This window comes from Pseudomonas sp. GW822-FHT06D10 (genome assembly GCF_058799535.1).
Genome location: NZ_JBXALN010000003.1, coordinates 210,456 through 235,958, shown reverse-complemented (window position 1 = coordinate 235,958; position 25,503 = coordinate 210,456). Strand labels below are relative to the sequence as shown.

26 protein-coding genes and 1 riboswitch are annotated in these 25,503 nt (G+C 64.4%); of the genes, 17 read left to right on the top strand and 9 right to left on the bottom strand.

The features are described 5' to 3' along the window. Positions 1-41: 41 nt before the first annotated feature. The 9 genes from mdcA to madM all read left to right on the top strand — a co-directional run bounded on the left by mdcA (position 42) and on the right by madM (position 7,341). Entirely contained in the window at positions 42-1,718 is a 1,677-nt protein-coding gene (mdcA, locus tag AC1RL5_RS10970) for a malonate decarboxylase subunit alpha (RefSeq protein WP_492589351.1), read from the top strand. After that, positions 1,718-2,593 carry a triphosphoribosyl-dephospho-CoA synthase gene (locus tag AC1RL5_RS10965; RefSeq protein ID WP_492589352.1) on the top strand — a complete coding sequence of 292 codons (876 nt, stop codon included), beginning with the start codon at positions 1,718-1,720 and terminating at the stop codon, positions 2,591-2,593. Before mdcA ends, AC1RL5_RS10965 begins: the two co-directional genes overlap by 1 nt. Then, positions 2,593-2,892: a malonate decarboxylase subunit delta gene (locus tag AC1RL5_RS10960; protein WP_015637356.1), complete on the top strand. Its 300-nt coding sequence runs from the start codon at positions 2,593-2,595 to the stop codon at positions 2,890-2,892. Before AC1RL5_RS10965 ends, AC1RL5_RS10960 begins: the two co-directional genes overlap by 1 nt. Then, positions 2,885-3,736: a biotin-independent malonate decarboxylase subunit beta gene (locus AC1RL5_RS10955; protein ID WP_093405321.1), complete on the top strand. Its 852-nt coding sequence runs from the start codon at positions 2,885-2,887 to the stop codon at positions 3,734-3,736. The genes AC1RL5_RS10960 and AC1RL5_RS10955 overlap by 8 nt, the downstream gene beginning before the upstream one ends. Next, positions 3,733-4,536 carry a biotin-independent malonate decarboxylase subunit gamma gene (mdcE, locus tag AC1RL5_RS10950; RefSeq protein WP_015637354.1) on the top strand — a complete coding sequence of 268 codons (804 nt, stop codon included), beginning with the start codon at positions 3,733-3,735 and terminating at the stop codon, positions 4,534-4,536. The genes AC1RL5_RS10955 and mdcE overlap by 4 nt, the downstream gene beginning before the upstream one ends. Continuing rightward, complete coding sequence (locus tag AC1RL5_RS10945) at positions 4,533-5,159, top strand: malonate decarboxylase holo-ACP synthase (RefSeq protein WP_093405317.1); 627 nt, start codon at positions 4,533-4,535, stop codon at positions 5,157-5,159. The genes mdcE and AC1RL5_RS10945 overlap by 4 nt, the downstream gene beginning before the upstream one ends. Continuing rightward, a complete protein-coding gene (gene mdcH, locus AC1RL5_RS10940; RefSeq protein ID WP_492589353.1) occupies positions 5,156-6,091 on the top strand; it encodes a malonate decarboxylase subunit epsilon in 936 nt (311 codons plus the stop codon). Before AC1RL5_RS10945 ends, mdcH begins: the two co-directional genes overlap by 4 nt. A gap of 67 nt (positions 6,092-6,158) precedes the next feature. Beyond that, positions 6,159-6,575 (top strand): malonate transporter subunit MadL, encoded by a 417-nt coding sequence (madL, locus tag AC1RL5_RS10935; protein ID WP_015637351.1) that lies wholly within the window; start codon positions 6,159-6,161, stop codon positions 6,573-6,575. Between the two features lies 1 nt (position 6,576). Continuing rightward, the gene (gene madM / locus AC1RL5_RS10930) at positions 6,577-7,341 is read left to right on the top strand and encodes a malonate transporter subunit MadM (protein ID WP_011063986.1); all 765 of its coding nucleotides are present in this window, start codon (positions 6,577-6,579) and stop codon (positions 7,339-7,341) included. A 109-nt stretch (positions 7,342-7,450) separates the two neighbouring features. Here the strand turns inward: madM and AC1RL5_RS10925 are convergent, their stop codons facing one another. Continuing rightward, the gene (locus AC1RL5_RS10925) at positions 7,451-8,368 is read right to left on the bottom strand and encodes a LysR family transcriptional regulator (RefSeq protein ID WP_015637350.1); all 918 of its coding nucleotides are present in this window, start codon (positions 8,366-8,368) and stop codon (positions 7,451-7,453) included. Between the two features lie 155 nt (positions 8,369-8,523). Between AC1RL5_RS10925 and trhA the strand changes: the two genes are divergently transcribed. Beyond that, the gene (trhA, locus tag AC1RL5_RS10920) at positions 8,524-9,141 is read left to right on the top strand and encodes a PAQR family membrane homeostasis protein TrhA (protein WP_011063984.1); all 618 of its coding nucleotides are present in this window, start codon (positions 8,524-8,526) and stop codon (positions 9,139-9,141) included. A gap of 285 nt (positions 9,142-9,426) precedes the next feature. Here the strand turns inward: trhA and AC1RL5_RS10915 are convergent, their stop codons facing one another. Further along, entirely contained in the window at positions 9,427-10,332 is a 906-nt protein-coding gene (locus AC1RL5_RS10915; RefSeq protein WP_093405849.1) for a LysR family transcriptional regulator, read from the bottom strand. 107 nt (positions 10,333-10,439) lie between these two features. Here AC1RL5_RS10915 and AC1RL5_RS10910 point away from each other — a divergent pair, with 107 nt between their 5' ends. The 3 genes from AC1RL5_RS10910 to AC1RL5_RS10900 are packed head-to-tail and all read left to right on the top strand — an operon-like array spanning position 10,440 to position 12,983. Continuing rightward, positions 10,440-11,681, top strand: a complete 1,242-nt coding sequence (locus tag AC1RL5_RS10910; RefSeq protein WP_093405306.1) for a D-amino acid dehydrogenase — start codon at positions 10,440-10,442, stop codon at positions 11,679-11,681. Between the two features lie 20 nt (positions 11,682-11,701). After that, positions 11,702-12,052 (top strand): RidA family protein, encoded by a 351-nt coding sequence (locus AC1RL5_RS10905; RefSeq protein ID WP_011063981.1) that lies wholly within the window; start codon positions 11,702-11,704, stop codon positions 12,050-12,052. Between the two features lie 28 nt (positions 12,053-12,080). Next, the gene (locus tag AC1RL5_RS10900; RefSeq protein WP_011063980.1) at positions 12,081-12,983 is read left to right on the top strand and encodes a transporter substrate-binding domain-containing protein; all 903 of its coding nucleotides are present in this window, start codon (positions 12,081-12,083) and stop codon (positions 12,981-12,983) included. A 16-nt stretch (positions 12,984-12,999) separates the two neighbouring features. Here AC1RL5_RS10900 and AC1RL5_RS10895 read toward each other — a convergent pair whose 3' ends face one another. Together AC1RL5_RS10895 and AC1RL5_RS10890 are read right to left on the bottom strand one after the other, a co-directional pair. Beyond that, positions 13,000-13,719 (bottom strand): 16S rRNA (uracil(1498)-N(3))-methyltransferase, encoded by a 720-nt coding sequence (locus tag AC1RL5_RS10895; RefSeq protein WP_492589354.1) that lies wholly within the window; start codon positions 13,717-13,719, stop codon positions 13,000-13,002. Between the two features lie 83 nt (positions 13,720-13,802). Further along, the gene (locus tag AC1RL5_RS10890; RefSeq protein ID WP_019095273.1) at positions 13,803-15,209 is read right to left on the bottom strand and encodes an adenosylmethionine--8-amino-7-oxononanoate transaminase; all 1,407 of its coding nucleotides are present in this window, start codon (positions 15,207-15,209) and stop codon (positions 13,803-13,805) included. Between the two features lie 317 nt (positions 15,210-15,526). Between AC1RL5_RS10890 and AC1RL5_RS10885 the strand changes: the two genes are divergently transcribed. Together AC1RL5_RS10885 and AC1RL5_RS10880 are read left to right on the top strand one after the other, a co-directional pair. Then, positions 15,527-16,078 carry a cytochrome b gene (locus AC1RL5_RS10885; RefSeq protein WP_011063977.1) on the top strand — a complete coding sequence of 184 codons (552 nt, stop codon included), beginning with the start codon at positions 15,527-15,529 and terminating at the stop codon, positions 16,076-16,078. A 32-nt stretch (positions 16,079-16,110) separates the two neighbouring features. Further along, positions 16,111-16,707 carry a YceI family protein gene (locus AC1RL5_RS10880; protein ID WP_011063976.1) on the top strand — a complete coding sequence of 199 codons (597 nt, stop codon included), beginning with the start codon at positions 16,111-16,113 and terminating at the stop codon, positions 16,705-16,707. Between the two features lie 298 nt (positions 16,708-17,005). Here AC1RL5_RS10880 and rhlE2 read toward each other — a convergent pair whose 3' ends face one another. From rhlE2 to ahcY, 4 genes are all read right to left on the bottom strand, one after another. Next, positions 17,006-18,874: an RNA helicase RhlE2 gene (gene rhlE2 / locus AC1RL5_RS10875; protein ID WP_011063975.1), complete on the bottom strand. Its 1,869-nt coding sequence runs from the start codon at positions 18,872-18,874 to the stop codon at positions 17,006-17,008. A 223-nt stretch (positions 18,875-19,097) separates the two neighbouring features. Next, entirely contained in the window at positions 19,098-19,913 is an 816-nt protein-coding gene (locus AC1RL5_RS10870; RefSeq protein ID WP_093405293.1) for a substrate-binding periplasmic protein, read from the bottom strand. A gap of 124 nt (positions 19,914-20,037) precedes the next feature. Then, positions 20,038-20,883, bottom strand: coding sequence for a methylenetetrahydrofolate reductase [NAD(P)H] (gene metF / locus AC1RL5_RS10865; RefSeq protein WP_053154324.1), 846 nt, complete (start codon positions 20,881-20,883; stop codon positions 20,038-20,040). Between the two features lie 189 nt (positions 20,884-21,072). Beyond that, positions 21,073-22,482, bottom strand: coding sequence for an adenosylhomocysteinase (ahcY, locus tag AC1RL5_RS10860; protein ID WP_011063972.1), 1,410 nt, complete (start codon positions 22,480-22,482; stop codon positions 21,073-21,075). 21 nt (positions 22,483-22,503) lie between these two features. Continuing rightward, a riboswitch (S-adenosyl-L-homocysteine riboswitch) is annotated at positions 22,504-22,610 on the bottom strand. A gap of 199 nt (positions 22,611-22,809) precedes the next feature. Between ahcY and AC1RL5_RS10855 the strand changes: the two genes are divergently transcribed. Together AC1RL5_RS10855 and AC1RL5_RS10850 are read left to right on the top strand one after the other, a co-directional pair. Next, positions 22,810-23,214 carry an acyl-CoA thioesterase gene (locus AC1RL5_RS10855; RefSeq protein WP_011063971.1) on the top strand — a complete coding sequence of 135 codons (405 nt, stop codon included), beginning with the start codon at positions 22,810-22,812 and terminating at the stop codon, positions 23,212-23,214. Between the two features lie 73 nt (positions 23,215-23,287). Further along, a complete protein-coding gene (locus AC1RL5_RS10850) occupies positions 23,288-24,175 on the top strand; it encodes a formate/nitrite transporter family protein (protein WP_072451788.1) in 888 nt (295 codons plus the stop codon). Here AC1RL5_RS10850 and AC1RL5_RS10845 read toward each other — a convergent pair whose 3' ends face one another. After that, positions 24,176-25,435 carry a cation:proton antiporter gene (locus AC1RL5_RS10845; RefSeq protein WP_011063969.1) on the bottom strand — a complete coding sequence of 420 codons (1,260 nt, stop codon included), beginning with the start codon at positions 25,433-25,435 and terminating at the stop codon, positions 24,176-24,178. Between the last annotated feature and the right edge of the window lie 68 nt (positions 25,436-25,503).

The window sequence follows — 25,503 nt, the reverse complement described above, 5'->3', positions numbered from 1 at the left end:
TCCTAAGGTGACTGCCACGACAGCGAACCCGTGGAGTGAGCATGACAACAATAATTTCCCCCGACGCGCGCTGGTCGCGGCGGCGCAGCGAAAAGCAGCGGCGCCTCGAGCAGGTGCGGGCCATCGCCGATGGCGTGGTGTTGCCGACCGACAAGATCGTCGCGGCCCTGGAAGCGCTGATCCTGCCCGGCGACCGGGTGGTGCTGGAAGGCAACAACCAGAAACAGGCGGACTTTCTCTCCCGCTCCCTGGCCAAGGCCGACCCGACCAGGCTGCATGACCTGCACATGATCATGCCCAGCGTCGGCCGTTCCGAGCACCTGGACCTGTTCGAGCGCGGCATCGCCCGCAAGCTGGACTTTTCCTTTGCCGGCACCCAGAGCCTGCGCATCAGCCAGTTGCTGGAAGACGGGCTGCTGGAAATCGGCGCCATCCATACCTACATCGAACTCTATGCGCGGCTGGTGGTGGACCTGATCCCCAATGTGGTGCTCTCTGCCGGGTTCATGGCCGACCGCGCCGGCAACATCTACACCGGCCCCAGTACCGAGGACACGCCCGCGCTGATCGAGCCGGCGGCCTTCAGCGACGGCATTGTCATCGTCCAGGTCAACCAGCTGGTGGACGATGTCAGCGAGCTGCCCCGGGTCGACATTCCCGCGTCCTGGGTGGATTTCGTGGTGGTGGCCGACAAGCCGTTCTATATCGAGCCGCTGTTCACCCGCGACCCGCGCCATATCAAGCCGGTGCACGTGCTGATGGCGATGATGGCGATTCGCGGCATCTACGAAAAACACAACGTGCAGTCGCTGAACCATGGCATCGGTTTCAACACCGCGGCCATCGAACTGATCCTGCCCACCTACGGCGAATCCCTGGGCCTGAAAGGCAAGATCTGCCGCAACTGGACCCTCAATCCTCACCCGACCCTGATTCCGGCCATTGAAAGCGGTTGGGTAGAAAGCGTGCATTGCTTCGGCACCGAACTGGGCATGGAAAACTACATCGCCGCGCGCCCGGACGTGTTCTTCACCGGTCGCGACGGTTCCCTGCGTTCCAACCGGATGTTCTGCCAGCTGGCGGGGCAGTACGCGGTGGACCTGTTTATCGGCGCCACCTTGCAGGTGGATGGCGACGGCCATTCCTCCACCGTGACCCGTGGCCGCCTGGCCGGTTTCGGCGGGGCACCGAACATGGGCCACGACCCCCGCGGGCGCCGCCACGGCACTCCAGCCTGGCTGGATATGCGCCAGGATCAGAGCGATGCACCCCAGGCCATGCTCGAACGCGGCAAGAAGCTGGTGGTGCAGATGGTGGAAACCTTCCAGGAAGGCGGCAAACCGACCTTCGTCGAAACCCTCGACGCGGTGGACGTGGCGCGCAAGAGCGGCATGCCCCTGGCGCCGATCATGATCTACGGCGACGACGTCACCCACCTGCTGACCGAGGAAGGCATCGCCTACCTGTACAAGGCCCGTTCCCTGGAAGAGCGCCAGGCGATGATCGCCGCCGTGGCCGGGGTTACCGCCATCGGCTTGCGCCACAACCCCAAGGACACCGCGCGCATGCGCCGTGAAGGCCTGATTGCCCTGCCGGAAGACCTGGGCATTCGCCGCACCGACGCCAGCCGCGAGCTGCTGGCGGCGAAAAGCGTGGCCGACCTGGTGGAGTGGTCCGGTGGCCTGTACAACCCGCCCGCCAAGTTCAGGAGCTGGTAATGCACGCATTCAACCTGCAATCACCCACCCCGAGCCTGGCCGAGCGCCTGGCGGACCTGGCGGTGGACGCGCTGATCGACGAGGCCGACCTGTCGCCCAAGCCGGCCCTGGTGGACCGCCGTGGCAATGGCGCCCACACCGACCTGCACCTGGGCCTGATGCATGCCTCGGCGCTGTCGCTGTGGCCGGCCTTCAAGGAAATGGCCGACGCTGCCCTGCTGCTCGGGGAAGTGGGCCTGCCCCTGCGTGAAGCCCTGGGGCGCATTGGCCGAGAAGGCGAGCAGGCCATGCTCGCCACCACCGGCGGGGTGAACACCCATCGCGGGGCGATCTGGGCCCTGGGGCTGCTGGTGGCCGCCGCCGCGCTGGAACCTCAAGCCACGAGTGCCGGCAGTGTCGCGCTGGTGGCCGCGCGCCTGGCCTTGCTCGAAGACCGTTATGCACCACGCCCGTTGAGCCATGGCGCCCAGGTGGCGCTGCGCTACGGCGTGCGCGGTGCCCGCGAAGAAGCCCAGCAAGGCTTTCCCGCCGTGCTGCAACTGGGGCTGCCGCAGCTCAAGCGCAGCCGCGCCCAGGGCCATGGCGAACAGAATGCCCGGCTCGATGCCTTGCTGGCGATCATGAGCCGGCTGGCGGACACCTGCGTGCTCTATCGCGCCGGTGAGCTGGGCCTGCAGGCCATGCAGCAGGGGGCCCGGGCGGTGCTCGATGCTGGTGGCAGCGCCACCCTGGCCGGGCGTCGTCGCCTGCATGAACTGGATCTGCAACTACTGACCTTGAATGCCTCGCCCGGCGGCGCTGCCGACTTGCTGGCGGCCAGCCTGCTGCTGGACCGGATCGAATCCGGCGATGCTGTTAACCAGGGAGCGAACTGATGGAAACCTTGTCCTTTGAATTCCCCGCCGGCCAGCCCGGCCGTGGCCGCGCCCTGGTGGGCTGTGTCGGCTCTGGCGACCTGGAAGTGCTGCTGGAGCCGGGCCAACCCGGCAAATTGAGCATCCAGGTACAGACCTCGGTAAACGGCAGCGCATCGCGCTGGCAGCACCTGTTCGAGCGCATGTTCGACGGCCAGACGCCGCCGGCGCTGTTGATCGACATCCATGATTTCGGCGCCACCCCCGGGGTGGTGCGCCTGCGCCTGGAACAGGGCTTCGAGGAGATCGGCCATGACTGACAGCGCACGCTTGTTGAACAAGCACAGCTTCGTCGAGCTGGGTGCTCGGCAGCGGGCCCGGGCACTCCTGGATGCCGGCAGCTTTCGTGAGTTGCTGGACCCGTTCCAGCGGGTCATGTCGCCCTGGCTGGAGCGCCAGGGCGTAGTGCCCCAGGCTGATGACGGGGTGGTGATCGCCAAGGGCAGCATCGCGGGTTCGCCGGTGGTGATTGCTGCCATCGAAGGCGCTTTCCAGGGCGGCAGCCTCGGTGAAGTGGGCGGGGCGAAGATTGCCGGCGCCCTGGAGCTGGCTGCCGAGGACAACCGCAACGGCATCCCGACCCGCGCCGTGTTGCTGCTGGAAACCGGCGGCGTGCGCCTGCAGGAAGCCAACCTGGGGCTGGCGGCGATTGCCGACATTCATGCGGCGATTGTCGAGCTGCGCCAGTACCAGCCGGTGGTCGGCGTGGTGGCCGGCAGCGTCGGCTGCTTTGGCGGCATGTCGATTGCCGCCGGTTTGTGCAGTTATCTGTTGGTCACCCAGGAAGCGCGCCTGGGGCTCAACGGCCCGCAGGTGATCGAGCAGGAAGCGGGCCTTGAGGAATACGACTCCCGGGACCGGCCTTTCATCTGGAGCCTGACCGGCGGCGAGCAGCGTTTCGCCAGTGGCCTGGTGGACCGCTACGTGGCTGACGACGTGGCACTGATCCAGGCCCAGGTCCGTGAGCTGCTGGCCCTGGGCTTGCCGTCGCGGCAACGCAGCCGCGAGGCCGAGCTGTACCTGCAACGTCTGTCCCGTCTGGACACTACGCCGCAAATCGATGCGGCGACGGTTCGCGACCTGTATCAAGGAGACCGCCCATGACTGCTAGTTCCCTGCGGGGCCTGAACTGGTTCGACGCCTTGAGTGGCGATGCGACCCCCGTGAGCGGCCTGCCACCTTCCTTGAAAGTGGCCGACGGCCAGTTGGACGGGCAGCCGGCGCGCTTCATTGCGGTAGTGCCTGACCCCGACAACCGTTTTCCCCGCGCCCGCCAGGGCGAGGTCGGCCTGCTGGAAGGCTGGGGGCTGGCCAAGGCAGTGGATGAGGTGATCCGCGCCGATCAGGACCAGGAGCACAAGCGGGCGCTGATCGCCATTGTCGATGTGCCGAGCCAGGCCTATGGCCGGCGCGAAGAGGCGCTGGGCATTCATCAGGCCCTGGCGGGCGCCGCCGACAGCTATGCCCGGGCCCGCCTGGCCGGGCACCCGGTGATTGCCCTGCTGGTGGGCAAGGCCATGTCCGGGGCCTTTCTGGCCCATGGGTATCAGGCCAACCGCTTGATCGCCCTGCGTGACCCGGGGGTGATGGTGCACGCCATGGGCAAGGCCTCGGCGGCGCGGGTGACCCTGCGCAGCGTCGAGGAACTGGAAGCCCTGGCCGCCAGTGTGCCGCCCATGGCCTATGACATCGACAGCTACGCGGGCCTGGGCCTGCTGTGGGAAACCCTCTCGGTGCGGCAGATCGAACAACCGACGGCGGAGGATCTGGCCCGGGTCAATCAATGCCTGTTGGCGGCGATTGCCGATGTGCGGGCCAAGGGCGTCGACCTCGGCAGCCGTCTGGGCGCGGTGAACCGGGCGGCGTCGAGCCGAGTCCGGCAGTTGCTGCGGGAGCAGTGGTGAGCGGGTGCGGCCCCTGGCTGCCCCACGATCTGCTGTGGGGCATGACCCCGGCGCAGTTGCCGGGCGATGCGCCGGCCTGGGCCCATGCGGTGCTGGAGGCCGGACAGCCGGTGGTGGTGCGCCGGGCCTTGACTGCACCGGGGCAGGTTGCGGTGGGTTTGCGTGGTGTTTCCCGGGAACAGCGCTATCCGGCGCTGCTGGATCTGCAAGCCGTGCAGCGCGGGGTGCGCCCCGAGCAGCTGTGTCATGTACCGCCCCAGCGCCCATGGCCGGCGTTGCAGGCGTTGCAGCACTTGCGCGATGAACTGGATGCCCAGGAGTGGATCTGGGGCGTGAGTGGCAGTGCCGGTTTCGAGCTGGCCAGCGGCGTGGCGGCCTTGCATCAGCACAGCGACCTGGACCTGATCCTGCGTACCCCGGAGCTTCTGCCACGGGCCCGGGCCCGTGAATTGCTGGCGCTGCTGGACGGAGCCGGTTGCCAGGTGGATATGCAATTGCAGGTGCCCGGCGGCGCCCTGGCCCTGCGCGAATGGGCCGGGCCGGCTGCCCGGGTTCTGCTCAAGAGCGCCAGTGGCGCGCGCCTGGTCAGCGACCCCTGGAACCCTCAGGAGCAGGCGGCATGAGCAGCCTGCTGGTGTTTCCGGGCCAGGGCGCGCAGCAGCCGGGGATGCTCCAGCGTCTGCCGCAAAGCCCGCAAGCGCGGGCCTGCCTGCAAGAGGCCAGCGATGTGTTGGGGCAGGACGTACTGACGCTGGATTCACCCCAAGCCCTGGCCAGCACCCGGGCGGTGCAGCTGTGCCTGCTGATCGCCGGCGTGGCGGCGGCGCGCACTCTGTTGCAGCCCGATACTCGGGTGAACTACGTGGCGGGCCTGTCCATCGGCGCCTATCCGGCGGCGGTGGTGGCCGGGGCCCTGGAGTTTGCCGACGCCTTGCGCCTGGTGAGCCTGCGGGGTGAGTTGATGCAGCAGGCTTATCCACAGGACTATGGCATGACCGCATTGATCGGCCTGGAACTGGCGGCGGTGGAAGGGCTGCTGGCCCAGGTCCACAGCCCGCAGAGGCCGGTGTACCTGGCCAATATCAACGCCGACAACCAGGTGGTGATCGCCGGCAGCGATGCCGCGATGCATGCCGTGGCCGAGTTGGCCCGGGGTTGCGGGGTCGGCGTGGCCAAGCGCCTGGCGGTCAGCGTGCCGTCCCATTGCCCACTGCTGGAACAACCGGCCCAGGCCCTGGCTGCCGCCTTTGCCGAGGTACCCCTGCAACTGCCGAAGCTGGGCTACCTCAGTGGCAGCCGAGCGCGGCCCATGCGCTCCGTGGAAGCGTTGCGCGACGACCTGGCCTTCAACATGTGCCGCGTCGTCGACTGGCGCGGCACGGTGCAAAGCGCCTACGAGCGCGGGGTGCGCCTGCAGATCGAATTGCCTCCCGGCGCGGTACTGACCGGGCTGGCCCGCCGGGTGTTTGCCCAGGGGACGGTGATCGCCTTCGACGGCGCGCGCCTGGACACCCTGCAAGCCCTGTTGAATGAGGAGGGAAGCCGCGACCGATAGAGCACCGACTCAGGCTGACGAAGCACAAGAACAACAACTTCGACGATGCACTTTGAGGACAACAACAATGATTATCTACGGTGTGGCATTGCTGGCGATCTGTACGCTAGCGGGTGTGATTATCGGCGACATGCTCGGCGTGTTGCTGGGGGTGAAATCCAATGTCGGCGGAGTCGGCATCGCCATGATCCTGCTGATCTGCGCCCGTTTGTGGATGCACAGGCACGGCGGCATGACCAAGGATTGCGAGATGGGCGTGGGTTTCTGGGGCGCCATGTACATTCCGGTAGTGGTGGCCATGGCCGCCCAGCAGAACGTGGTGACGGCGCTGCACGGCGGCCCGGTGGCGGTGCTGGCGGCCATCGGTTCGGTGGTGCTCTGCGGTTGCACCATCGCCCTCATCAGCCGCACCCACAAGGGCGAGCCACTGCCGGCCGAGCCGCTGGAGCCGGGTGTGAAAGCCGCACCGGCAGGAGGGCGCTGAGATGTGGGATCTGATCGAGAAAGGCCTGGAGCACAACGGTCTGGTCACCGCCTTCGCCTTCGTCGGAGTGATCATGTGGGTCTCGGTGCTGCTGTCCAAGCGCCTGACGTTCGGCCGGGTACACGGATCGGCCATTGCCATTGTCATCGGCCTGGTCCTGGCCTGGGTTGGCGGCACCCTGACCGGTGGTCAGAAGGGCCTGGCGGACCTGGCCCTGTTTTCCGGCATCGGCCTGATGGGGGGCGCCATGCTGCGGGACTTCGCCATCGTCGCCACGGCCTTTGAAGTACAAGCCACCGAGGCGCGCAAGGCCGGGATGATCGGTGCCGTGGCGCTGCTGCTGGGTACGGTACTGCCGTTCATTGTCGGCGCGAGCATCGCCTGGGCCTTCGGCTATCGCGATGCGGTGAGCATGACCACCATTGGTGCCGGCGCGGTGACTTATATCGTCGGCCCGGTGACCGGCGCAGCCATTGGTGCCAGCTCCGACGTGGTGGCCCTGTCGATTGCCACGGGCCTGATCAAGGCGATCCTGGTGATGGTGGGTACGCCCATGGCCGCGCGCTGGATGGGCCTGGACAATCCGCGTTCGGCGATGGTCTTCGGTGGCCTGGCCGGCACCGTCAGCGGCGTGACCGCGGGGCTGGCAGCCACGGACCGGCGGCTGGTGCCCTACGGCGCCCTGACCGCCACCTTCCACACCGGGCTGGGCTGCCTGCTGGGGCCATCGCTGCTGTTCTTCATCGTCCGCGGCCTGGTGGGCTAACCCCTGCAGGAGCCGGCTTGCCGGCGAAGAGGCCCGTGAGGCATGCGCTGTTCTTGCGCACGCCTTCGCTGGCAAGCCAACTCCTACAAAAGGCCGGGCCGGCCGGCTTCTAGGGGGTTTGGCGGTTGGCGTACATCCGGCATTCGGCCAGCAGCGCCAACAGGTTCGGGTCGCGTTCCTTGGCCTTGAGAAACACCACGCCGATATGCTGCTGCAGGCGGTAGCGCGCCTGCAGCGGTATCAGTTTCACGCGGTTCTCATACACCGCCGCGATCCTCCCCGGCAGCAACGCATAACCGACCCCGGAGCTGACCATGCTCAGCAGGGTGAAGATGTCGTTGACCTGCATCGCCACCTTGGGTTCGAACCCCGCCTGCTTGAACACTCGCACCCCGTCCTGATGGGTGGCAAAGCCCTGGGTCAGGGTGATGAAGGTGGCGTCGCGCACGTCGGCCAGGTCCACTTCGCTCTGCTGGGCAAAGGGCGAATCGGCGGGGGTGGCGAGAAAAATGTCATCGGAAAACAACGGCAGTTGCTCGCAGTCCGGGTCATGGGCGCTGTCGTCCAGGGAAATCAGGATGGCGTCCACCTCCATGTTCTTGAGCTTGTACAAAAGGTCGATGTTGGAGCCCAGGATCAGGTCGATGTTCAGCTCGCTGCGGCGCAGCTTGAGGCCCATGATCAGCTGCGGCACGGTTTTCACCGTCAGCGAGTAAAGTGCGCCGAGCTTGAAGCGTTCTGCTGAAAAGCCCGCCGCTTCGCGGGTCAGGCGCACGCTCTCGACCACGTCCTGCACCAGCTTCTGTGCCCGTTCCTCCAGGACGAAGGCGCTTTCCAGGGGCGTCAGGTTGCGCCCTTCATGCTTGAACAGCGGGCAGCGCAGGGCATTTTCCAGGGAGTGGATGGCCCGGTGCACGCTGACATTGCTGGTCTGCAACTCGGCGGCGGCGCGGGCCAGGTTGCCGGTGCGCATGAAGGCCAGAAACACTTCGAGCTTTTTCAGGGTCAACTCTTCGTCGATGAGCATGGTCCGGACTCTGCTGAGGAGGGGCTGATGATGCCCGATCGGTCAGGACGTGGCCGCTGGTTTTTTCTCGGCCGCGCCCCAATAGACATATTGCGCTTTCAAGCTGCAGGCCTGAGCCTTGCGTGTTTTTTCAATGTTTCAAGGGTGAGCGACTGATGTATCACGGAGAAAGATTCAACGCCTGGACCCACCTGCTGGGGGCAATCGCGGCGTTTATCGGCGGCATCTGGCTGGTGGTGTTGGCCAGCCTGGATGGCAGCCCGTGGAAGATCGTCAGCGTGGCGATCTATTCCTTCACCTTGCTGGTGCTCTACAGCGTGTCCACGGTCTACCACAGCGTGCGCGGACGGGCGAAGAACATCATGCAGAAGGTTGATCATTTTTCGATCTACCTGCTGATTGCCGGCAGTTACACGCCGTTCTGCCTGGTGACCCTGCGCGGGCCCTGGGGCTGGACCCTGTTCGGCATCGTCTGGGGGCTGGCGCTGATCGGCATCCTCCAGGAGATCAAGCCGCGCTCCGAGGCGCGGATTCTCTCCATCGTGATCTACGCGGTGATGGGCTGGATCGTCCTGGTGGCGGTCAAGCCGCTGCTGGCGGCCCTGGGGCCAGCCGGCTTCGCCTGGCTGGCCACGGGCGGGGTGCTGTACACCGTGGGCATCATCTTCTTTGCCCTCGACAGCCGCCTGCGCCATGCCCACGGCATCTGGCACCTGTTCGTGATCGCCGGCAGCCTGCTGCATTTCGTCGCGATCCTGTTCTACGTCCTGTAGCGGCCGGCTGGCCGGCGCAGCGGGTCCTCTGGATTTGCGCCGGGCTGGCGGGCGTTTTCGCTGGCAAGCCAGCTCCTACGGGGCGGGGCGTTGTGGATTGGTGCAGGAGCCGGCTTGCCGGCGAAGAGGCCCTCTGGATTAGCACCGGGCTGACGGACGCTTTCGCTGGCAAGCCAGCTCCTACGGGGCGGGGCGTTGTGGATTGGTGCAGGAGCCGGCTTGCCGGCGAAGAGGCCCTCTGGATTAGCACCGGGCTGGCGGACGCTTTCGCTGGCAAGCCAGCTCCTACAAGGGGCGGTCGAGCTGGGCCTGGGCTTGGAGGGCGAAGATTTCCAGCAGGCTGGCCAGGGTGTGGGGCGGCGGTTCTGCGGCGCGGGTCACGGCGTACAGGGTGATCGGCAGCGGCGGGCTCAAGGGGCGGATAGCGGTGTTGGCCGTTGAGGCGCCCAGGGCGGTGAAGGGGTCGATCAGGGCCAGCCCGGCGCCGGACTCGACCATGGCCCGGGCCAGAGAATAGGTCTGCACGGCGATGCTCACCCGCGGCGGCGGCTCCACCGACTTGAGGTAGCTGTCGAGCCGGGCCGACAACGGGTCGGCGCTGCTCAGGCCAATCAGTGGCGCGTCCGCCAGCTCCTGCAGCGCCAGGGGCTGGCCGCGGCTGTGCTCGGGCCAGAAGCCCAGCGGCGCCAGGGCCACCAGCACACCTTGGGCCAGGGGTTGGGCGCTCAGGCCCGGGTGATCCGGGGGTTGCAGGGTCAGCGCCAGGTCGATTTCGCGCATCAGCAGGTTCTGTACCAGCTCGCGGCTATGGGCGCTGGACAGTTCGCACAGGCTGTCCGGGTAAAGGCGGGTCCATTCACTGATGGCGGGCGGCAGCAAGGCCAGGGCCAGGGCCGGTGTGGCGCCGATGCGCAGGCTGTGGCCCGGCGCCCGGCGCAGGTTCTGGGCCAGGCGCCGGACCCCTTGCAGGCTCTCGCTGACCTTGTCCACTTCCCGCTCCAGCTCCAGGGCTTCCGGGGTTGGCTGCAACTTGCCCCGTACCCGCAGGAACAACGGGAAACCCAACTGCAGTTCGGCGTGCTGCAAAACCTTGGTCACCGCCGGCTGGGAGACATGCAGCAACTGCGCCGCGCCGCTGATGGAGCCGGTCTGGCGGATGGCCTGGAAAATCTCGATATGACGAAGGCGCATGGGGCAGTCCATAACCTTTGTTTATGGGAGGTCCATCTTTATTCATTGTCCGGCGCCTGTCACCTGCCCCTAACCTTGGGCCATCGACCAACAGGCCAGGGGCAGTCATGAGTCAGCGGGTTTGCATCATTGGAGGGGGCGTCATCGGCTTGGCCAGTGCCTACGCCCTGGTCCGCCAGGGCTTTGAGGTGACCCTGGTGGAGGCTCAGGAGTCCCTGGGCAGCCAGACCAGTTTCGCCAACGGCGGGCAGTTGTCCTATCGCTATGTGGCGCCTCTGGCCGATGCCGGGGTGCCCTGGCAGGCCCTGGGCTGGATGCTCAAGGGCGACTCTCCGCTCAAGCTGCGGCCACGCCTGGACCCGGCGCAGTGGCGCTGGCTGGCGGGGTTCCTCGGTGCTTGCCGGCACTCGGTGAACCGGCGCAATGGCGCGCACCTGCTGCGCCTGGCGCTGCTCAGCCAGAGCACCCTGCAAAGCTGGCGCGAAGAGGATGGCCTACAAGGCTTCGACTGGCGGCGCAACGGCAAGCTGGTGACTTTCCGCGAGCAAAAAAGCTTCGAGCACGCCCGCCACAACCTGGCGGACAGCGGCCAGCAACAGGTGCTTTCCGCTGTCGAATGCACGGCCCTGGAACCGGCCCTAGGGGATACGCCCTTCGTCGGCGGTATCTATACCCCGGATGAAGAAGTGGCCGACTGCCACGCCTTCTGCCAGCAACTGGCCACGCGGCTGCGCGCTTCCGGGCGCTGCGAAATCCTACTGGGCCAGCGGGTGCGGGGCATTCACCATGGGGGGGATAAGGTCCAGGCCATCGACCTGGGGGAGCGCATGTTGCCGGTGGACCAACTGGTGCTGGCGGCCGGGCACCGCAGCGCCGAACTGCGCCTGCCCGGGCTCCAACTGCCGCTGTATCCGCTCAAGGGCTACAGCCTCAGCGTGCCCATCGGCCCGCAGCACCGGGCGCCGGACATCAGCATCACCGACTACAACCGCAAGATCGTCTATGCGCGTATCGGCCAGCAACTGCGGGTGGCGGCCATGGTCGACATCGTCGGTTTCGACCCGGCGCCAGACCCCGGCCGCCTGGCCCTGATGCGCCGTCAGGCAGCCCAGACCTTCGCCGAGGCCGGTGACTATCAGGCAGCCGTGGAATGGGCCGGCATGCGTCCGGCTACCCCCAGCGGCGTGCCGCTGATCGGGGCCACCGCCTACCGCAACCTGTGGCTCAACCTTGGCCACGGCGCGCTGGGGTTCACCCTGGCCTGTGGCAGCGGCCAATTGCTGGGCGAACTGATCGGCCAGCGTTGCACCAGTATCGACATGCAGGGCCTGACGCCCCGCGTTGCCTGAACGTTAAAAGGAGTCTTCAGATGAGTATCCAGCGTATCCACAGCAACGAGCGCCTGAGTGGCGCGGTGAGCTTTGCCGGACTGGTGTTTCTTTCCGGGCAGGTGCCGGGGGCCAGCAGCGATATCGGCGGCCAGACCCGCGAGGTGCTGGAGAAGATCGACGCCTTGCTGGCCGAGGCCGGCAGCGACAAGGAGCACCTGCTCAGCGCGACGATCTACCTCAAGGACATCCAGGCCGATTTCGCGGTGATGAACGAAGTCTGGTCGGCCTGGCTGTCCCCTGGCCAGGCGCCGGCGCGCACCACCTTGCAGGCGGCCCTGGCGCGCCCGCAGATCCTTGTCGAAATCAGCATCATCGCGGCCCGCCGCTAACTGCCCTTACCCACAACGGAGAATAACAATGCATAAGATCACGTTGCTCGGCTGCACCTTGGGGCTCCTGTTCAGCGCCATGTCCCAGGCCAATGAAGCGCCTCTGCAGGGCACCCTGGCGAAGATCGCCAACAGCGCCAGTATTACCTTGGGTTATCGCGATGCCTCGGTGCCCTTTTCCTACGTGGGGGATAACAGCGGCAAGCCCATGGGTTATTCCGTGGAGCTGGCGAGCAAGGTGGTGGAGCGCATCCAGCAGCAGTTGCACCTGCCCAACCTGAAGGTGAAATACAACCTGGTGACCTCGCAGACCCGCATTCCCCTGGTGCAGAACGGCACCGTGGACCTGGAATGCGGTTCCACCGGGGTGACGGCCGAGCGGCAGAAGCAGGTGGCGTTTTCCTACGGTTTCATCTACGTCAAAGGCCAGTTGCTGACCGCCAAGGACAGCGGGATCAAGAGCTTCGCCGACCTGCGGGGCAAGAACGTGGTGACCACGGCGGGGACCACCAACGAGCGCTTTCTCAAGAGCTACAACGTCGAGCACAAGATCGACATGTTCGTGATCAGCGCAAAGGACCACGGCGAGGCCTTCCAGATGCTCCAGTCGGGGCGTGCGGCGGCGTTCTACATGGACGATGCGTTGCTGTACGGCGAGCGGGCCAAGGCCCGGGATCCGCACAACTGGGTGGTGGTGGGGGAAGAACAGTCGCGGGAGATCTACAGCTGCATGGTGCGCAAGGATGACCCGCAGTTCCTGGCCCTGGTCAACGGCGCCCTGGCGGACCTGTACCGCTCCGGGGAGATCAACGGCATTTACCAGCGCTGGTTCCAGCAGCCGATTCCGCCCAAGGGCCTGAACCTGGAATTCCCCATGACCAGTGAACTCAAAGCGATCATCGCCCAGCCCACCAGCGATCCGGTGCAATAGCCACCACCAGGAGGGGTTAGAAGTCGCCCCACAGTTGCTGGGCCACGGCCAGGGCCACCACCGGGGCGGTTTCGGTACGCAGCACCCGCGGCCCCAGGCGCGCGGGGAGGAAACCGGCGCTGTGGGACAGCTCCACTTCGGCGTCTGTCAGGCCGCCTTCAGGGCCAATGAGGAACGCCAGGCTGGCAGGCTTGGCGTGGGTTTCCAGGGGCTGGGCCACGGGGTGCAGCACCAGCTTCAGGTCGGCCCGGGCCTGCTTGATCCAGTCCGCCAGCAGCACGGGCGGGTGGATCACCGGGACCTGTGAGCGGCCGCACTGTTCGCAGGCGCTGATAGCCACCTGGCGCCAGTGCAGCAGGCGCTTGTCGGCGCGCTCGTCCTTGAGCCGCACTTCGCAGCGCTCGCTGAAGATCGGGGTGATTTCGCTGACCCCAAGCTCCGTGGCCTTCTGGATCGCCCAGTCCATGCGCTCGCCCCGGGACAGTCCCTGGCCCAGGTGAATCCGCAGCGGTGATTCTTGCTGGCCGGCGAAGCTTTCATTCAGCTGGACCCGAACCCGCTTCTTGCCCACTTCCACCAGAGCCCCGCGAAACTCGGTGCCCGAGCCATCGAACACCTGCAGGGCAGCACCTTCGGCCATGCGCAGTACGCGCCCGATGTAGTGTGCCTGGGCTTCCGGCAACTCGTGTTCGCCTAGGCTCAGGGGGGCGTCGATAAAGAAGCGGGACAATCTCATCTGGGTTCTCTGTTGAATGTGAATCGGTGGAAAGCGTTCTGTGGCGAGGGAGCAAGCTCCCTCGCCACAACTAACGACCTGCTCTAGCCCGGATCGCGAAAGCCGGGGTGGAAGTCCTTGGGCACTGCCACGCTGACCTGGTCGCGGGTGGCGATATCGATGCCTTCACTGGCGACTTCGGCGAGGAAGTCGATCTGTTCCGGGGTGATCACGTACGGCGGCAGGAAATACACCACGCTGCCCAGGGGACGCAACAGGGCGCCGCGTTCCAGGGCGTGCTGGAAGACTTTCAGGCCGCGGCGTTCCTGCCAGGGGTAGGCGGTCTTGCTGGCCTTGTCCTGGACCATCTCGATGGCCAGGACCATGCCGGTCTGGCGTACTTCGGCAACGTGGGGGTGGTCCACCAGGTGCGCGGTGGCGCTGGCCATGCGCCGGGCAAGCGCGTGGTTGTTCTCCACCACATTGTCCTGCTCGAAGATATCCAGGGTTGCCAGGGCCGCGGCACAGGCCAGCGGGTTACCGGTGTAGCTGTGGGAGTGGAGGAAGGCGCGCAGGGTCGGGTAGTCGTCGTAGAAGGCGCTGTAGACATCGTCGGTGGTCATGCACGCGGCCAGGGGCAGGTAGCCGCCGGTCAGGGCCTTGGACAGGCACAGGAAATCCGGGCGGATGCCGGCCTGCTCGCAGGCGAACATCGTGCCGGTGCGGCCGAAACCCACGGCGATCTCGTCATGGATCAGGTGCACGCCATAGCGGTCGCAGGCTTCGCGCAGCAGCTTGAGGTACACCGGGTGATACATGCGCATGCCGCCGGCGCCCTGGATCAGCGGCTCGACTATGACCGCGGCCACTGTTTCGTGGTGCTCGGCCAGGGTCTGCTCCATGGCGGCGAACATGTTCCGCGAGTGTTCTTCCCAGCTCATGCCTTCGGGCCGCAGGTAGCAGTCCGGGCTCGGCACCTTGAGGGTGTCCAGCAGCAGGGCCTTGTAGGTCTCGGTGAACAGCGGCACATCGCCCACTGACATGGCGGCGATGGTTTCGCCGTGGTAGCTGTTGCTCAGGGTGACGAAGCGCTTCTTGTTCGGTTGGCCGCGGTTGATCCAGTAGTGAAAGCTCATCTTCATCGCCACTTCGATGCATGAAGAACCGTTGTCGGCGTAGAAGCAGCGGGTCAGGCCTTCGGGGGTGATCTTGACCAGGCGCTCGGACAACTCGATCACCGGCTGGTGGCTGAAGCCGGCGAGGATCACGTGTTCCAGCTGGTCCACCTGGTCCTTGATGCGCTGGTTGATGCGCGGGTTGGCGTGGCCGAACACATTGACCCACCAGGAGCTGACCGCATCCAGGTAGCGTTTGCCTTCGAAGTCTTCCAGCCAGACGCCTTCGCCTCGCTTGATGGGGATCAACGGCAGCTGTTCGTGGTCTTTCATCTGGGTGCAGGGATGCCACAGCACCGCAAGATCGCGTTGCATCCACTGGTTATTCAGGCCCATGTACAGTCTCCTGGAAGCGGCCCGCCAACGGCGCGGGCGAACAATCGGGCAAGCCTATGCAATGCATGGCCGCGGGACAACCTATTGTGCAAGACGCGCCACGGCGTGATGCGTCAGGTGCAAAGACGCCGCCTGCAAGACCCAGGGCACGGCACGAGGGAGCAAGGAGGCTGGCTTGGCGTGAGGCTTAATCTTTTCTTAACGCGCTCGGTCCAGACTACTGATCGTATTTCTCGATATTTCAAAGCAAAAAATTCCGCTTTAATTCGATAGGTAAATCGCTAGTCTTGATCTGCGTTTCTTACAGGATGCAACTGATGCAGTTACGTAATTCTTCTTCTCGCTATGGTTGGGTCAGCATTGTTCTGCACTGGGGCGTGGCCCTGGCGGTGTTTGGTCTGTTCGCCCTGGGCCTGTGGATGGTCGGCCTCGACTACTACAGCACCTGGCGCAAAGACGCGCCGGACCTGCACAAGAGTATCGGCCTGACACTGTTTGCAATCATGCTGCTGCGGGTGTTGTGGCGGTGGGTCAGCCCACCGCCGCCGGCCCCGGCCAACCATGGGCCGCTGACCCGCCTGGGGGCCAAGCTGGGGCACGCGTTCCTCTACCTCGGCCTGTTCGCGGTCATGATTGCCGGTTACCTGATCTCCACCGCCGACGGCGTGGGTATCCCGGTGTTCGGCTTGTTTGAAGTTCCTGCCCTGATCTCCGGACTACCGGACCAGGCAGATGTAGCAGGTGTGGTGCATCTGTACCTGGCCTGGGCACTGGTGATCTTTGCCGGTATCCATGGCCTGGCTGCGCTGAAGCACCACTTTATCGATCGTGATGCGACCCTTACCCGTATGCTGGGTCGCAAAGCCTGATGTTCAACCTTGACTCAAAAGGAATAGAAAGCATGTTGAAAAAGACTCTCGCCGCTCTGGCAATCGGATCTGCTGTATTGGCGGCCGGTCAAGTGATGGCAGCGGACTACGTGATCGACAAGGAAGGCCAGCACGCCTTCGTCGACTTCAAGATCAGCCACCTGGGCTACAGCTTCATCACCGGTACCTTCAAGGACCTGGACGGCAAGTTCAGCTTTGACGCGGCCAAGCCGGAAGACGCCAAGATCGAAGTCAACGTGCGCACCGCCAGCGTGTTCACCAACCACGCCGAACGTGACAAGCACATCACCAGCAAGGACTTCCTGGACGCTGGCAAGTTTGCCGACGCCAAGTTCGTCTCCACCAGCGTCAAGCCCACCGGCAAGAACGCTGATGGCAAGCTGACCGCTGACGTGGCCGGCGACCTGACCCTGCACGGCGTGACCAAGCCAGTCGTGGTCAAGGCCACCTTCCTGGGTGAAGGCAAGGACCCATGGGGCGGCTACCGCGCCGGCTTCGAAGGTACCACCAGCATCAATCGCCAGGATTTCGGCAAGATGATGGACCTGGGCCCGGCCTCCAACAATGTCGACCTGTACATCAGCTTCGAAGGCGTGAAAGCGAAGTAATGCTTCGTCTGTAGCCGCTGCCGCAGGCTGCGACAAGGCCCGCAGGGCCTTCGCGATCTCCCTCGCACAGCCCTTATAGGACTGATCGCAACCTGCGAAGGCAAAAAAACGCCCCCGACCATAAACCGGGGGCGTTTTTTATTGCCCGTCATGAAACGCGTAAACCGGTCAGGTCCTGGCGCCGGGTTCCCCGTCGTTTGCAGCCAGCGGCAGCGGCTACGGAAACGCCCTCGACCAGCCACCATGAAAAACGCCCCGGGCCTTGCGGCCAGGGGCGTTTTTCATTTCAGCGCGAGGCTCAGCGGTTGCGGGTCAGCAGCGCCGGCTTTTCGCCCCGTGGACGGCTTGGCAACTGATCCAGCTGCTCAGGCGTCGGGAAACGATCGGCCTTGGATTCCTTGTGCATGATCTTCGGCTGGTTGCCCCGAGGATTCTGCACGGCTGGTTCCTGGCGTGGCTGATCGTCACGGTTCGGGCGGCGATTGCGTGGCTCGTCGCGACGGCCCTGGCTGTCACGAGGGGCGCCGTTGCGCGGGCCGCCACTGCGCTTGGCCGGCGCGGTGCCGGTGGTGCTGCCGTTGCTGTTGCGCGGGTTGCCGGAGCGACCCTGGCCACCACCGGCACCGCCGCGTGGCGGATTGCCAGCGCCCGCACCCTGGGCTGGAGCCCCTGGACGGCGGCCGCGGCCCTGGTTGTTCTTGTTCTGGTATGGGCTGACGTAGTCAGCGCGGTTACCGAAGTTGTCCACGTCGTCGTCGAGGAACTCGTCCGGTGCGCGATCGGCACGGGGCGTCGGTTGACGCTGTTCGCGGGCCGGGGTGCCTTCACGAGGCTTCTGCTCGCGAGCCGGGCGTTCGCCACGGGCGGGTTTTTCCTTGCCGCCCTTGTCCTTGCCCTTGTCCTTGCGACCGCCACCACCGCCACCGCCGTTCGGGCCATCGCCGCGTGGGCCACGGGGATTGCGCGGGTTGCGCACGTCCGGACGCTCGCGCACTTCCGGCTTCTCGGCTTCCACGGCGCTGGCATCGAAGCCCATCAGATCACCGTCGGCGATCTTCTGCTTGGTCATGCGCTCGATGCTTTTCAGCAGTTTCTCTTCGTCCGGAGCCACCAGGGAGATGGCTTCGCCGGAGCGACCGGCACGGCCGGTACGGCCAATACGGTGCACGTAGTCTTCGTCGACGTTAGGCAGTTCGAAGTTGACCACGTGAGGCAGTTGGTCGATATCCAGGCCGCGGGCGGCGATATCGGTGGCGACCAGGATCCGCACTTCGCCGGCCTTGAAGTCGGCCAGGGCTTTGGTACGGGCGTTCTGGCTCTTGTTGCCGTGGATCGCCACAGCGCTCAGGCCGTGCTTGTCCAGGTACTCGGCCAGGCGGTTGGCGCCGTGCTTGGTCCGGGTGAACACCAGGACCTGTTCCCAGGCGCCAGCGGTGATCAGGTGCGCCAGGAGGGCACGCTTGTGGCTGGCCGGCAGGCGGAAGACCCGCTGCTCGATACGCTCCACCGTGGTATTCGGCGGGGTCACTTCGATGCGCTCGGGGTTGTGCAGCAGCTTGCCGGCCAGGTCCGTGATGTCCTTGGAGAAGGTCGCGGAGAACAGCAGGTTCTGGCGCTTGGCCGGCAGGCGGGCGAGGACTTTCTTGACGTCATGGACGAAGCCCATGTCGAGCATGCGGTCGGCTTCGTCGAGAACCAGGATTTCCACGTGGGACAGGTCGACGCTGCCCTGGCCAGCCAGGTCCAGCAGACGGCCGGGGCACGCCACCAGCACATCGACGCCACGGGCCATGGCCTGAACTTGCGGGTTCATGCCGACGCCGCCGAAGATGCAGGCGCTGACGAACTTCAGGTCGCGGGCGTACAGCTTGAAGCTGTCATGCACTTGCGCGGCCAGCTCGCGAGTGGGGGTCAGGACCAGTACGCGGGGTTGGCGCGGGCCATGACGCTGGGATTTGTCCGGATGACCGTTGGGAAACAACCGTTCCAGGATCGGAAGGGCGAAACCGCCGGTTTTACCAGTACCTGTCTGTGCCGCGACCATCAGATCGCGACCTTGCAACACGGCGGGAATGGCCCGCTGTTGCACCGGAGTAGGCTGGGTGTAGCCGGCGGCTTCGATGGCGCCGACTAAAGCCTCGGAGAGACCGAGGGAAGCAAAGGACATGAGTAATCCTGTTTTAGTGAGGGCTTGGCCCAAAGGGATAATCTTGCCGGGCGTGAATGGCGTTTAAGAGGACGCAATCCCGTCCGGTCCTGCTGGCCTGAAGGGTCATTCACCGACGGCTCGCGCGGGCCGGTTGGCTGCGCCGTAGCGGGGTGGAGAGGCCTTGAACAGGGTCCAGCGTCCGGGCGTGAGCCTGGCGGGAGGCCGGAGTATAACAGAGCAATCAGTGTGCGCTGCTTTCCTGCTGCTCAACGGTTTTTTCTGACTCGCGGGTTGATGAAGACCTGACTGGCGGCAGAGCAGGTTCAGCACCGTACTTGGCGCTCAGTTGGGCATAGGCCGGTTCGCGCTTGAAGCGCTTCAGTTCGGCGCCGAAGCGCTGTACCAGCAGGTCCATGCCGGCATTGCGGCGCACCGCCAGGTACTGGCTCTGGCGGCTGATGACAGTGGGGTTCTGGCTGACCTGGTCACGCAGCCCCAGGCTGTCCAGCAGGTGCTGGCCGACCCGTTTGTCGGTAATCAGCAGGTCGATCCGCCCCAGTAGCAACTTGCCGAAATTGGCTTCGTGGGTGGGGGCCGATTCGCGGTTGAACAGGGTCGAGTTGCTGAAATCGTCGCTGTACAGATAGCCGGGGGAAGTGCCGATGGTCAGGCCCTTGAGTTCGTTCAGGCGCTTGAACGGGTGTGGGCGCTGGTTGGCATAGAACATCACGAACTCCACGTCCGAGAGCGGTTCGTTGGGGTAGAGCAGGGTGCCGTCGCGCTGGTCGCTGTGGAAGATGTCCAGGGCGCCATCGGCCTGGCCGGTTTCCAGCATCGCCAGGCAGCGTTTCCAGGGCAGGAACTGCCACTGCACCTCTATGCCCAGGCGCTGGAAGACAATGGCCGTGGTTTCGTAGTCCAGGCCCTTGGCCGTGCCATTTTCCTCATAGACGTAGGGCGCCCAGGGTTCGGTGACAATACGCAGCTTCTCGCCATGGGCGGCAAGGCTCAGGCAAGTGCAGAGAAGGGCGGTCAGCAACCGGGCTATGACGGACATTGCTGGAGATTACGACGAGAGATCATGCAATTGCTAGAGGCAGTTCCGGACGCTCTAGCTCAAGGCTGCTGCAAACAAAAAGGCCCCGGTTTTCACCAGGGCCCGGAGCTTGGGTCGCAGCCTGTCAGCGTGGCAGCTGGAGGTTGTTCCAGATCGCCAGGCTCGGGTCGGCCTGGTTCAAGGTATAGAAGTGCAGCCCGGGTGCGCCGCCCTGGAGCAGGCGTTCGCACATGTCACTGATTACCTGTTCACCGAAGGCCTGGATGCTGGCGCTGTCATCGCCATAGGCTTCCAGCTGCTTGCGGATCCAGCGCGGAATCTCTGCGCCGCAGGCGTCGGAGAAGCGCGCCAGCTTGCTGTAGTTGGTGATGGGCATGATGCCCGGCACGATCGGGATGTTCACGCCCATCTTCTGCACGCGCTCGACGAAGTAGAAGTAGCTGTCGGCGTTGAAGAAGTACTGGGTGATCGCACTGTCGGCACCGGCATTGGCCTTGCGCACGAAGTTGACCAGGTCTTCCTCGAAGTTGCGCGCTTGCGGGTGCATTTCCGGGTAGGCGGCGACTTCGATATGGAAGTGGCTGCCGGTTTCCTCGCGGATGAAACTCACCAGGTCATTGGCGTAGCGCAGTTCACCGCTGGCCATGCCCATGCCCGAAGGCAGGTCGCCACGCAGGGCGACAATGCGCTTGATGCCGGCTGCCTGGTACTGCTGCAGCAGGCCGCGCAGGTCGTCCTTGCTGTCGCCGACGCAGGACAGGTGCGGCGCCGCAGGGACTTTAACTTCGCTCTCCAGTTGCAGCACGGTGTTGACCGTGCGATCACGGGTCGAGCCGCCGGCACCGTAGGTGCAGGAAAAGAAATCGGGGTTGTAGCCGGCCAGCTGACGGGCAGTGGCGAGCAGTTTTTCATGCCCAGCATCGGTCTTGGTGGGGAAGAACTCGAAGCTGTAGCGACGATCTTGGGACATGGAGGGGACCTCCAGTTGCAAGTAACAGGCGGCAAGCGCCAAGAAAAAGCGGAGGTGCGCTGGTTTCTCGTGCCTGCAGCCTGCTGCCTGAAACTGCTATAGCGATTAGGACAAGCACCAGGTCAGTTGCAGCAAGCAGAGCTTTTGGCTCTTTGCTTGCCGCTGATGACTTGCCGCCTGCAGCTGCTCTTAGTAGCGGTAGGCGTCTGGCTTGAACGGGCCTTCGACGGTTACGCCGATGTATTCAGCCTGTTGCTTGGTCAGTTGAGTGACCACGCCGCCGAAGCCGCGAACCATTTCCAGGGCCACTTCTTCGTCGAGTTTCTTCGGCAGTACTTCAACAGTCAGGCGCTCGGCTTTCTGGGCCGGCGACAGGTCGGCGTACTTCTGGCCGAACAGGAAGATCTGTGCCAGGACCTGGTTGGCGAACGAACCGTCCATGATGCGGCTTGGGTGACCGGTGGCGTTGCCCAGGTTCACCAGGCGGCCTTCGGCCAGCAGGATCAGGTAGTCGTCGTTCTGTGCATCGAAATCGCCAGGGCCGGTGCGGTGGATCTTGTGCACCTGTGGCTTCACTTCTTCCCATGCCCAGTTCTTGCGCATGAAAGCGGTGTCGATTTCGTTGTCGAAGTGGCCGATGTTGCAGACCACGGCACGCTTTTTCAGGGCCTTGAGCATGTTTGCGTCGCAAACATTGACGTTACCGGTGGTGGTCACGATCAGGTCGATCTTGCCCAGCAGGGCTTTGTCGATGCTGGCTTCGGTGCCGTGGTTGATACCGTCGATGAACGGTGAAACCAGCTCGAAACCGTCCATGCAGGCTTGCATGGCGCAGATCGGGTCCACTTCCGAAACCTTGACGATCATGCCTTCCTGACGCAGGGACTGGGCCGAACCCTTGCCCACGTCACCGTAGCCGATGACCAGCGCTTGCTTGCCGGACAGCAGGTGGTCGGTGCCGCGCTTGATGGCGTCGTTCAGGCTGTGACGGCAGCCGTACTTGTTGTCGTTCTTGCTCTTGGTCACCGAGTCGTTGACGTTGATCGCAGGAACCTTCAGCTCGCCCTTGGCCAGCATGTCCAGCAGGCGGTGCACGCCGGTGGTGGTTTCTTCGGTCACGCCGTGAACGCGGTCCAGTACCTGTGGGTACTTGTCGTGCAGCAGCTGGGTCAGGTCGCCGCCGTCGTCGAGGATCATGTTGGCGTCCCAAGGCTTGCCATCCTTGAGGATGGTCTGCTCCAGGCACCACTCGTACTCTTCTTCGGTCTCGCCTTTCCAGGCGAACACAGGAATTCCGGCAGCGGCGATGGAGGCTGCGGCCTGGTCTTGAGTCGAGAAAATGTTGCAGGACGACCAGCGTACTTCGGCACCCAGGGCAACCAGGGTTTCGATCAGCACGGCGGTCTGGATGGTCATGTGGATGCAGCCGAGGATCTTGGCGCCCTTGAGTGGCTGTTCAGCCAGGTACTTGCGGCGCAGACCCATCAGGGCCGGCATTTCCGATTCGGCGATGATGGTTTCGCGACGACCCCAGGCAGCCAGGGAGATGTCGGCGACTTTGTAGTCGGTAAAACCTGCAGGCGTGTTTACAGCGCTCATCAAGAGCCTCCATTCGTAGTGTGCGAATGGGCGCCGTTGTGCGTTTAGTGTCCATACAGGGAGCCCTGTACCAACAACGCCCCATCCGAGCCTGACAGGTCATGCCTGCTGCAGCGCCCCTCGGACAGGTGGCGGGAAAACGGTACCAAGTGCAGATGACCGTTTTGAAACGGTGGCGATTATAGCCGCCTGAGCCAGACTTCCAAAAGTGTTTATGTCACCTGGATGAAGATCGTTAATCGCGACCATAGTCGATGTTGCATAGAGCATGACTGCCCGGTCTGCCATTATGCCGGGCATCAATTGGCAGGACGGTCAGGAGTGCATATGAATTTCCACACCCGCAAGTGGGTAAAACCCGAAGACCTCAACCCCAACGGCACGCTGTTCGGCGGTAGCCTGTTGCGCTGGATCGACGAAGAAGCGGCGATCTACGCCATTGTCCAGCTGGGCAACCAGCGAGTCGTGACCAAGTACATTTCGGAAATCAACTTCGTCAGTGCTTCGCGCCAGGGCGACATCATCGAGCTGGGTATCACCGCCACCGAATTCGGTCGCACCTCGATCACCCTGACGTGCGAAGTGCGCAACAAGATCACTCGCAAATCCATTCTCACGGTGGAGAAGATGGTCTTCGTCAACCTGGGGGAAGACGGCCTGCCGGCGCCTCACGGCCGCACCGAAATCAAATACGTCAAAGACCAGTTCAAGGATGACGCTTCCGACGCCTGATGCCTTGCGCAGAAAGGAACAGCCCTGAGCCCAGCGTGTCGTAGCTAAATGACCCGCCTGGTTCAGGAGCCTTATGGACGCGCAAAAAGATGGCAAGACCCCCGGTCTCTCTGCTCAAGAGCAGCATGAGGTCGACCATAACCAGCCGCCCCGCGCGGCGGTCCTGCATGAAATCATCCGCACCCAGGGCGACCAGGAACTGGAGCGCAGTGTCGCAGCCCTCTGGTGGTCGGCCCTGGCTGCCGGCCTGACCATGGGCCTGTCGCTGATGGGCATGGGCCTGCTCAACTCCCGCCTGCCCGACGGCGAGGCCTTCAAGGTCATTGCCAGCTTTGGCTATTGCGCGGGTTTTCTGGCGGTGATTCTGGCGCGCCAGCAACTGTTTACGGAAAACACCCTGACTGCCGTGCTGCCGGTGATGAGCAAGCCGAGCCTGAACAACTTCGGGCGCTTGCTGCGCTTGTGGGGCGTGGTGCTGGTGGGCAACCTGTGCGGCACCCTGCTGGTGGCCTATGTGATGCTGCACTTGCCGATTTTCGACGGCAAGACCGATCAGGCCTTTCTGGAAATCGGCCGCAAGGTCATGGAGAACGACAGTGCACAGATGTTCGCCAAGGGCATCATCTCCGGCTGGATGATCGCCACCATGGTCTGGATGATCCCGTCCATGGAGAGCGCCAAGCTGTGGATCATCATCCTGATCACCTATCTGATGGCGCTGGGGGATTTCACTCACATCGTGGTGGGCTCGGCGGAAGTGTCCTACCTGGTATTTGCCGGCGAGTTGCCGTGGCGGGATTTCTGGATGGTGTTCGCCGGGCCGACCCTGGCCGGGAACATCATTGGAGGCAGTTTCATCTTCGCCCTGATTAGCCATGCCCAGGTGCGCAGTGAAAGTGGCAAGCCGAACAGGAACGCGGACCGGGCAGCGGCGCCCGATCCGCGGCAGATCAAAAAATGATCAGTGGGCCTCGGCCTTGGCCGCCGGGGCATCCTGGGTGACATGGCGCACCAGTTTGCCGATGGTCAGACCCTGCAGCAGGATCGACGACAGCACCACGATGTAGGTGATGCTCAGCACCAGGTCACGCTCCGGCCCCAGGGGCAGGGCCAGCGCCAGCGCCACCGAGACGCCACCGCGCAAGCCGCCCCAGGTCAGCACGCGGATAGTGCCCCGGGGCACGCTGCGCCAGCGCCGCAACAGGAGGATTGCCGGGGCCACGGTGAGCACGCGAGAGAGCACGATGGCCACGGCCAGCAGGCTGGCGGCCGCCAGGTGCAGCCAGTTGAATGGCAGCAGCAACAGCTCCAGGCCGATCAGGGCGAACAGCAGGGCATTGAGCATGTCGTCGAGCAACTCCCAGAAACCGTCCAGGTAGCGTCGGGTCATGTCGTTCATCGCCAGGTTGCGTCCCAGGTTGCCGATGATCAGGCCGGCCACCACCATGGCAATCGGCGCCGAGACGTGCAGCTCGCTGGCCATCGCCGAACCGCCGATGACCAGGGCCAGGGTCAGCATCACTTCGATCTGGTGCTGCTCGATGCTCTTGATCATCAGATACACCAGGTAGCCGATCAGCCCGCCGAACAGCACGCCGCCAATGGCCTCATGCACGAACAGCCAGGCCGTGGCAGCCACGGTCGGGGTTTCCCCCAGTTGAGCGATGCCCAGCAGTACGGTGAACACCACTACCGCGGTGCCGTCGTTGAACAGCGATTCGCCGACGATGGTGGTCTTCAGCGGCTTGGAAGCGTTGGCGGTACGCAGCACGCCCAGCACGGCAATCGGGTCGGTGGGGGAAATCAGCGCGCCGAACAGCAGGCAGTAGAGAAAGCTCACGTGCCAGCCGAACAGGCCGAAGATCCAGTAGGCCAGGCTGCCGATGACGAAGGTGGCGATCAGCACGCCGACCGTGGCCAGCAGGCCGATGGGCCAGCGGTAGCTGCGCAGGTCGTTGAGGTTGACGTGCAGGGCGCCGGCGAACAGCAGGAACGACAGCATCCAGTTCATCAGCAGATCGCCGAAGTCGATCTTGCCAATCAATTCTTCCACATGTTCTTCCAGGCCGGGGTAGCCCAGGTAGCTCAGGCCTTGCAGCAGCAGCGAGAACAGCAGGGCGGTGACCATCACGCCGATGGTCGGTGGCAAGCCGATAAAGCGGAAGTTGACGTAGGTGAGCAGCGTCGTCAGGCAGATAAAGGCAGCGACAAGTTCAAGCATCCGGACTCCTTTGGATGATTACAGAAAAAGCGACCTGAATGCTTTCAGGCTAAGGGTTTGATGTACCG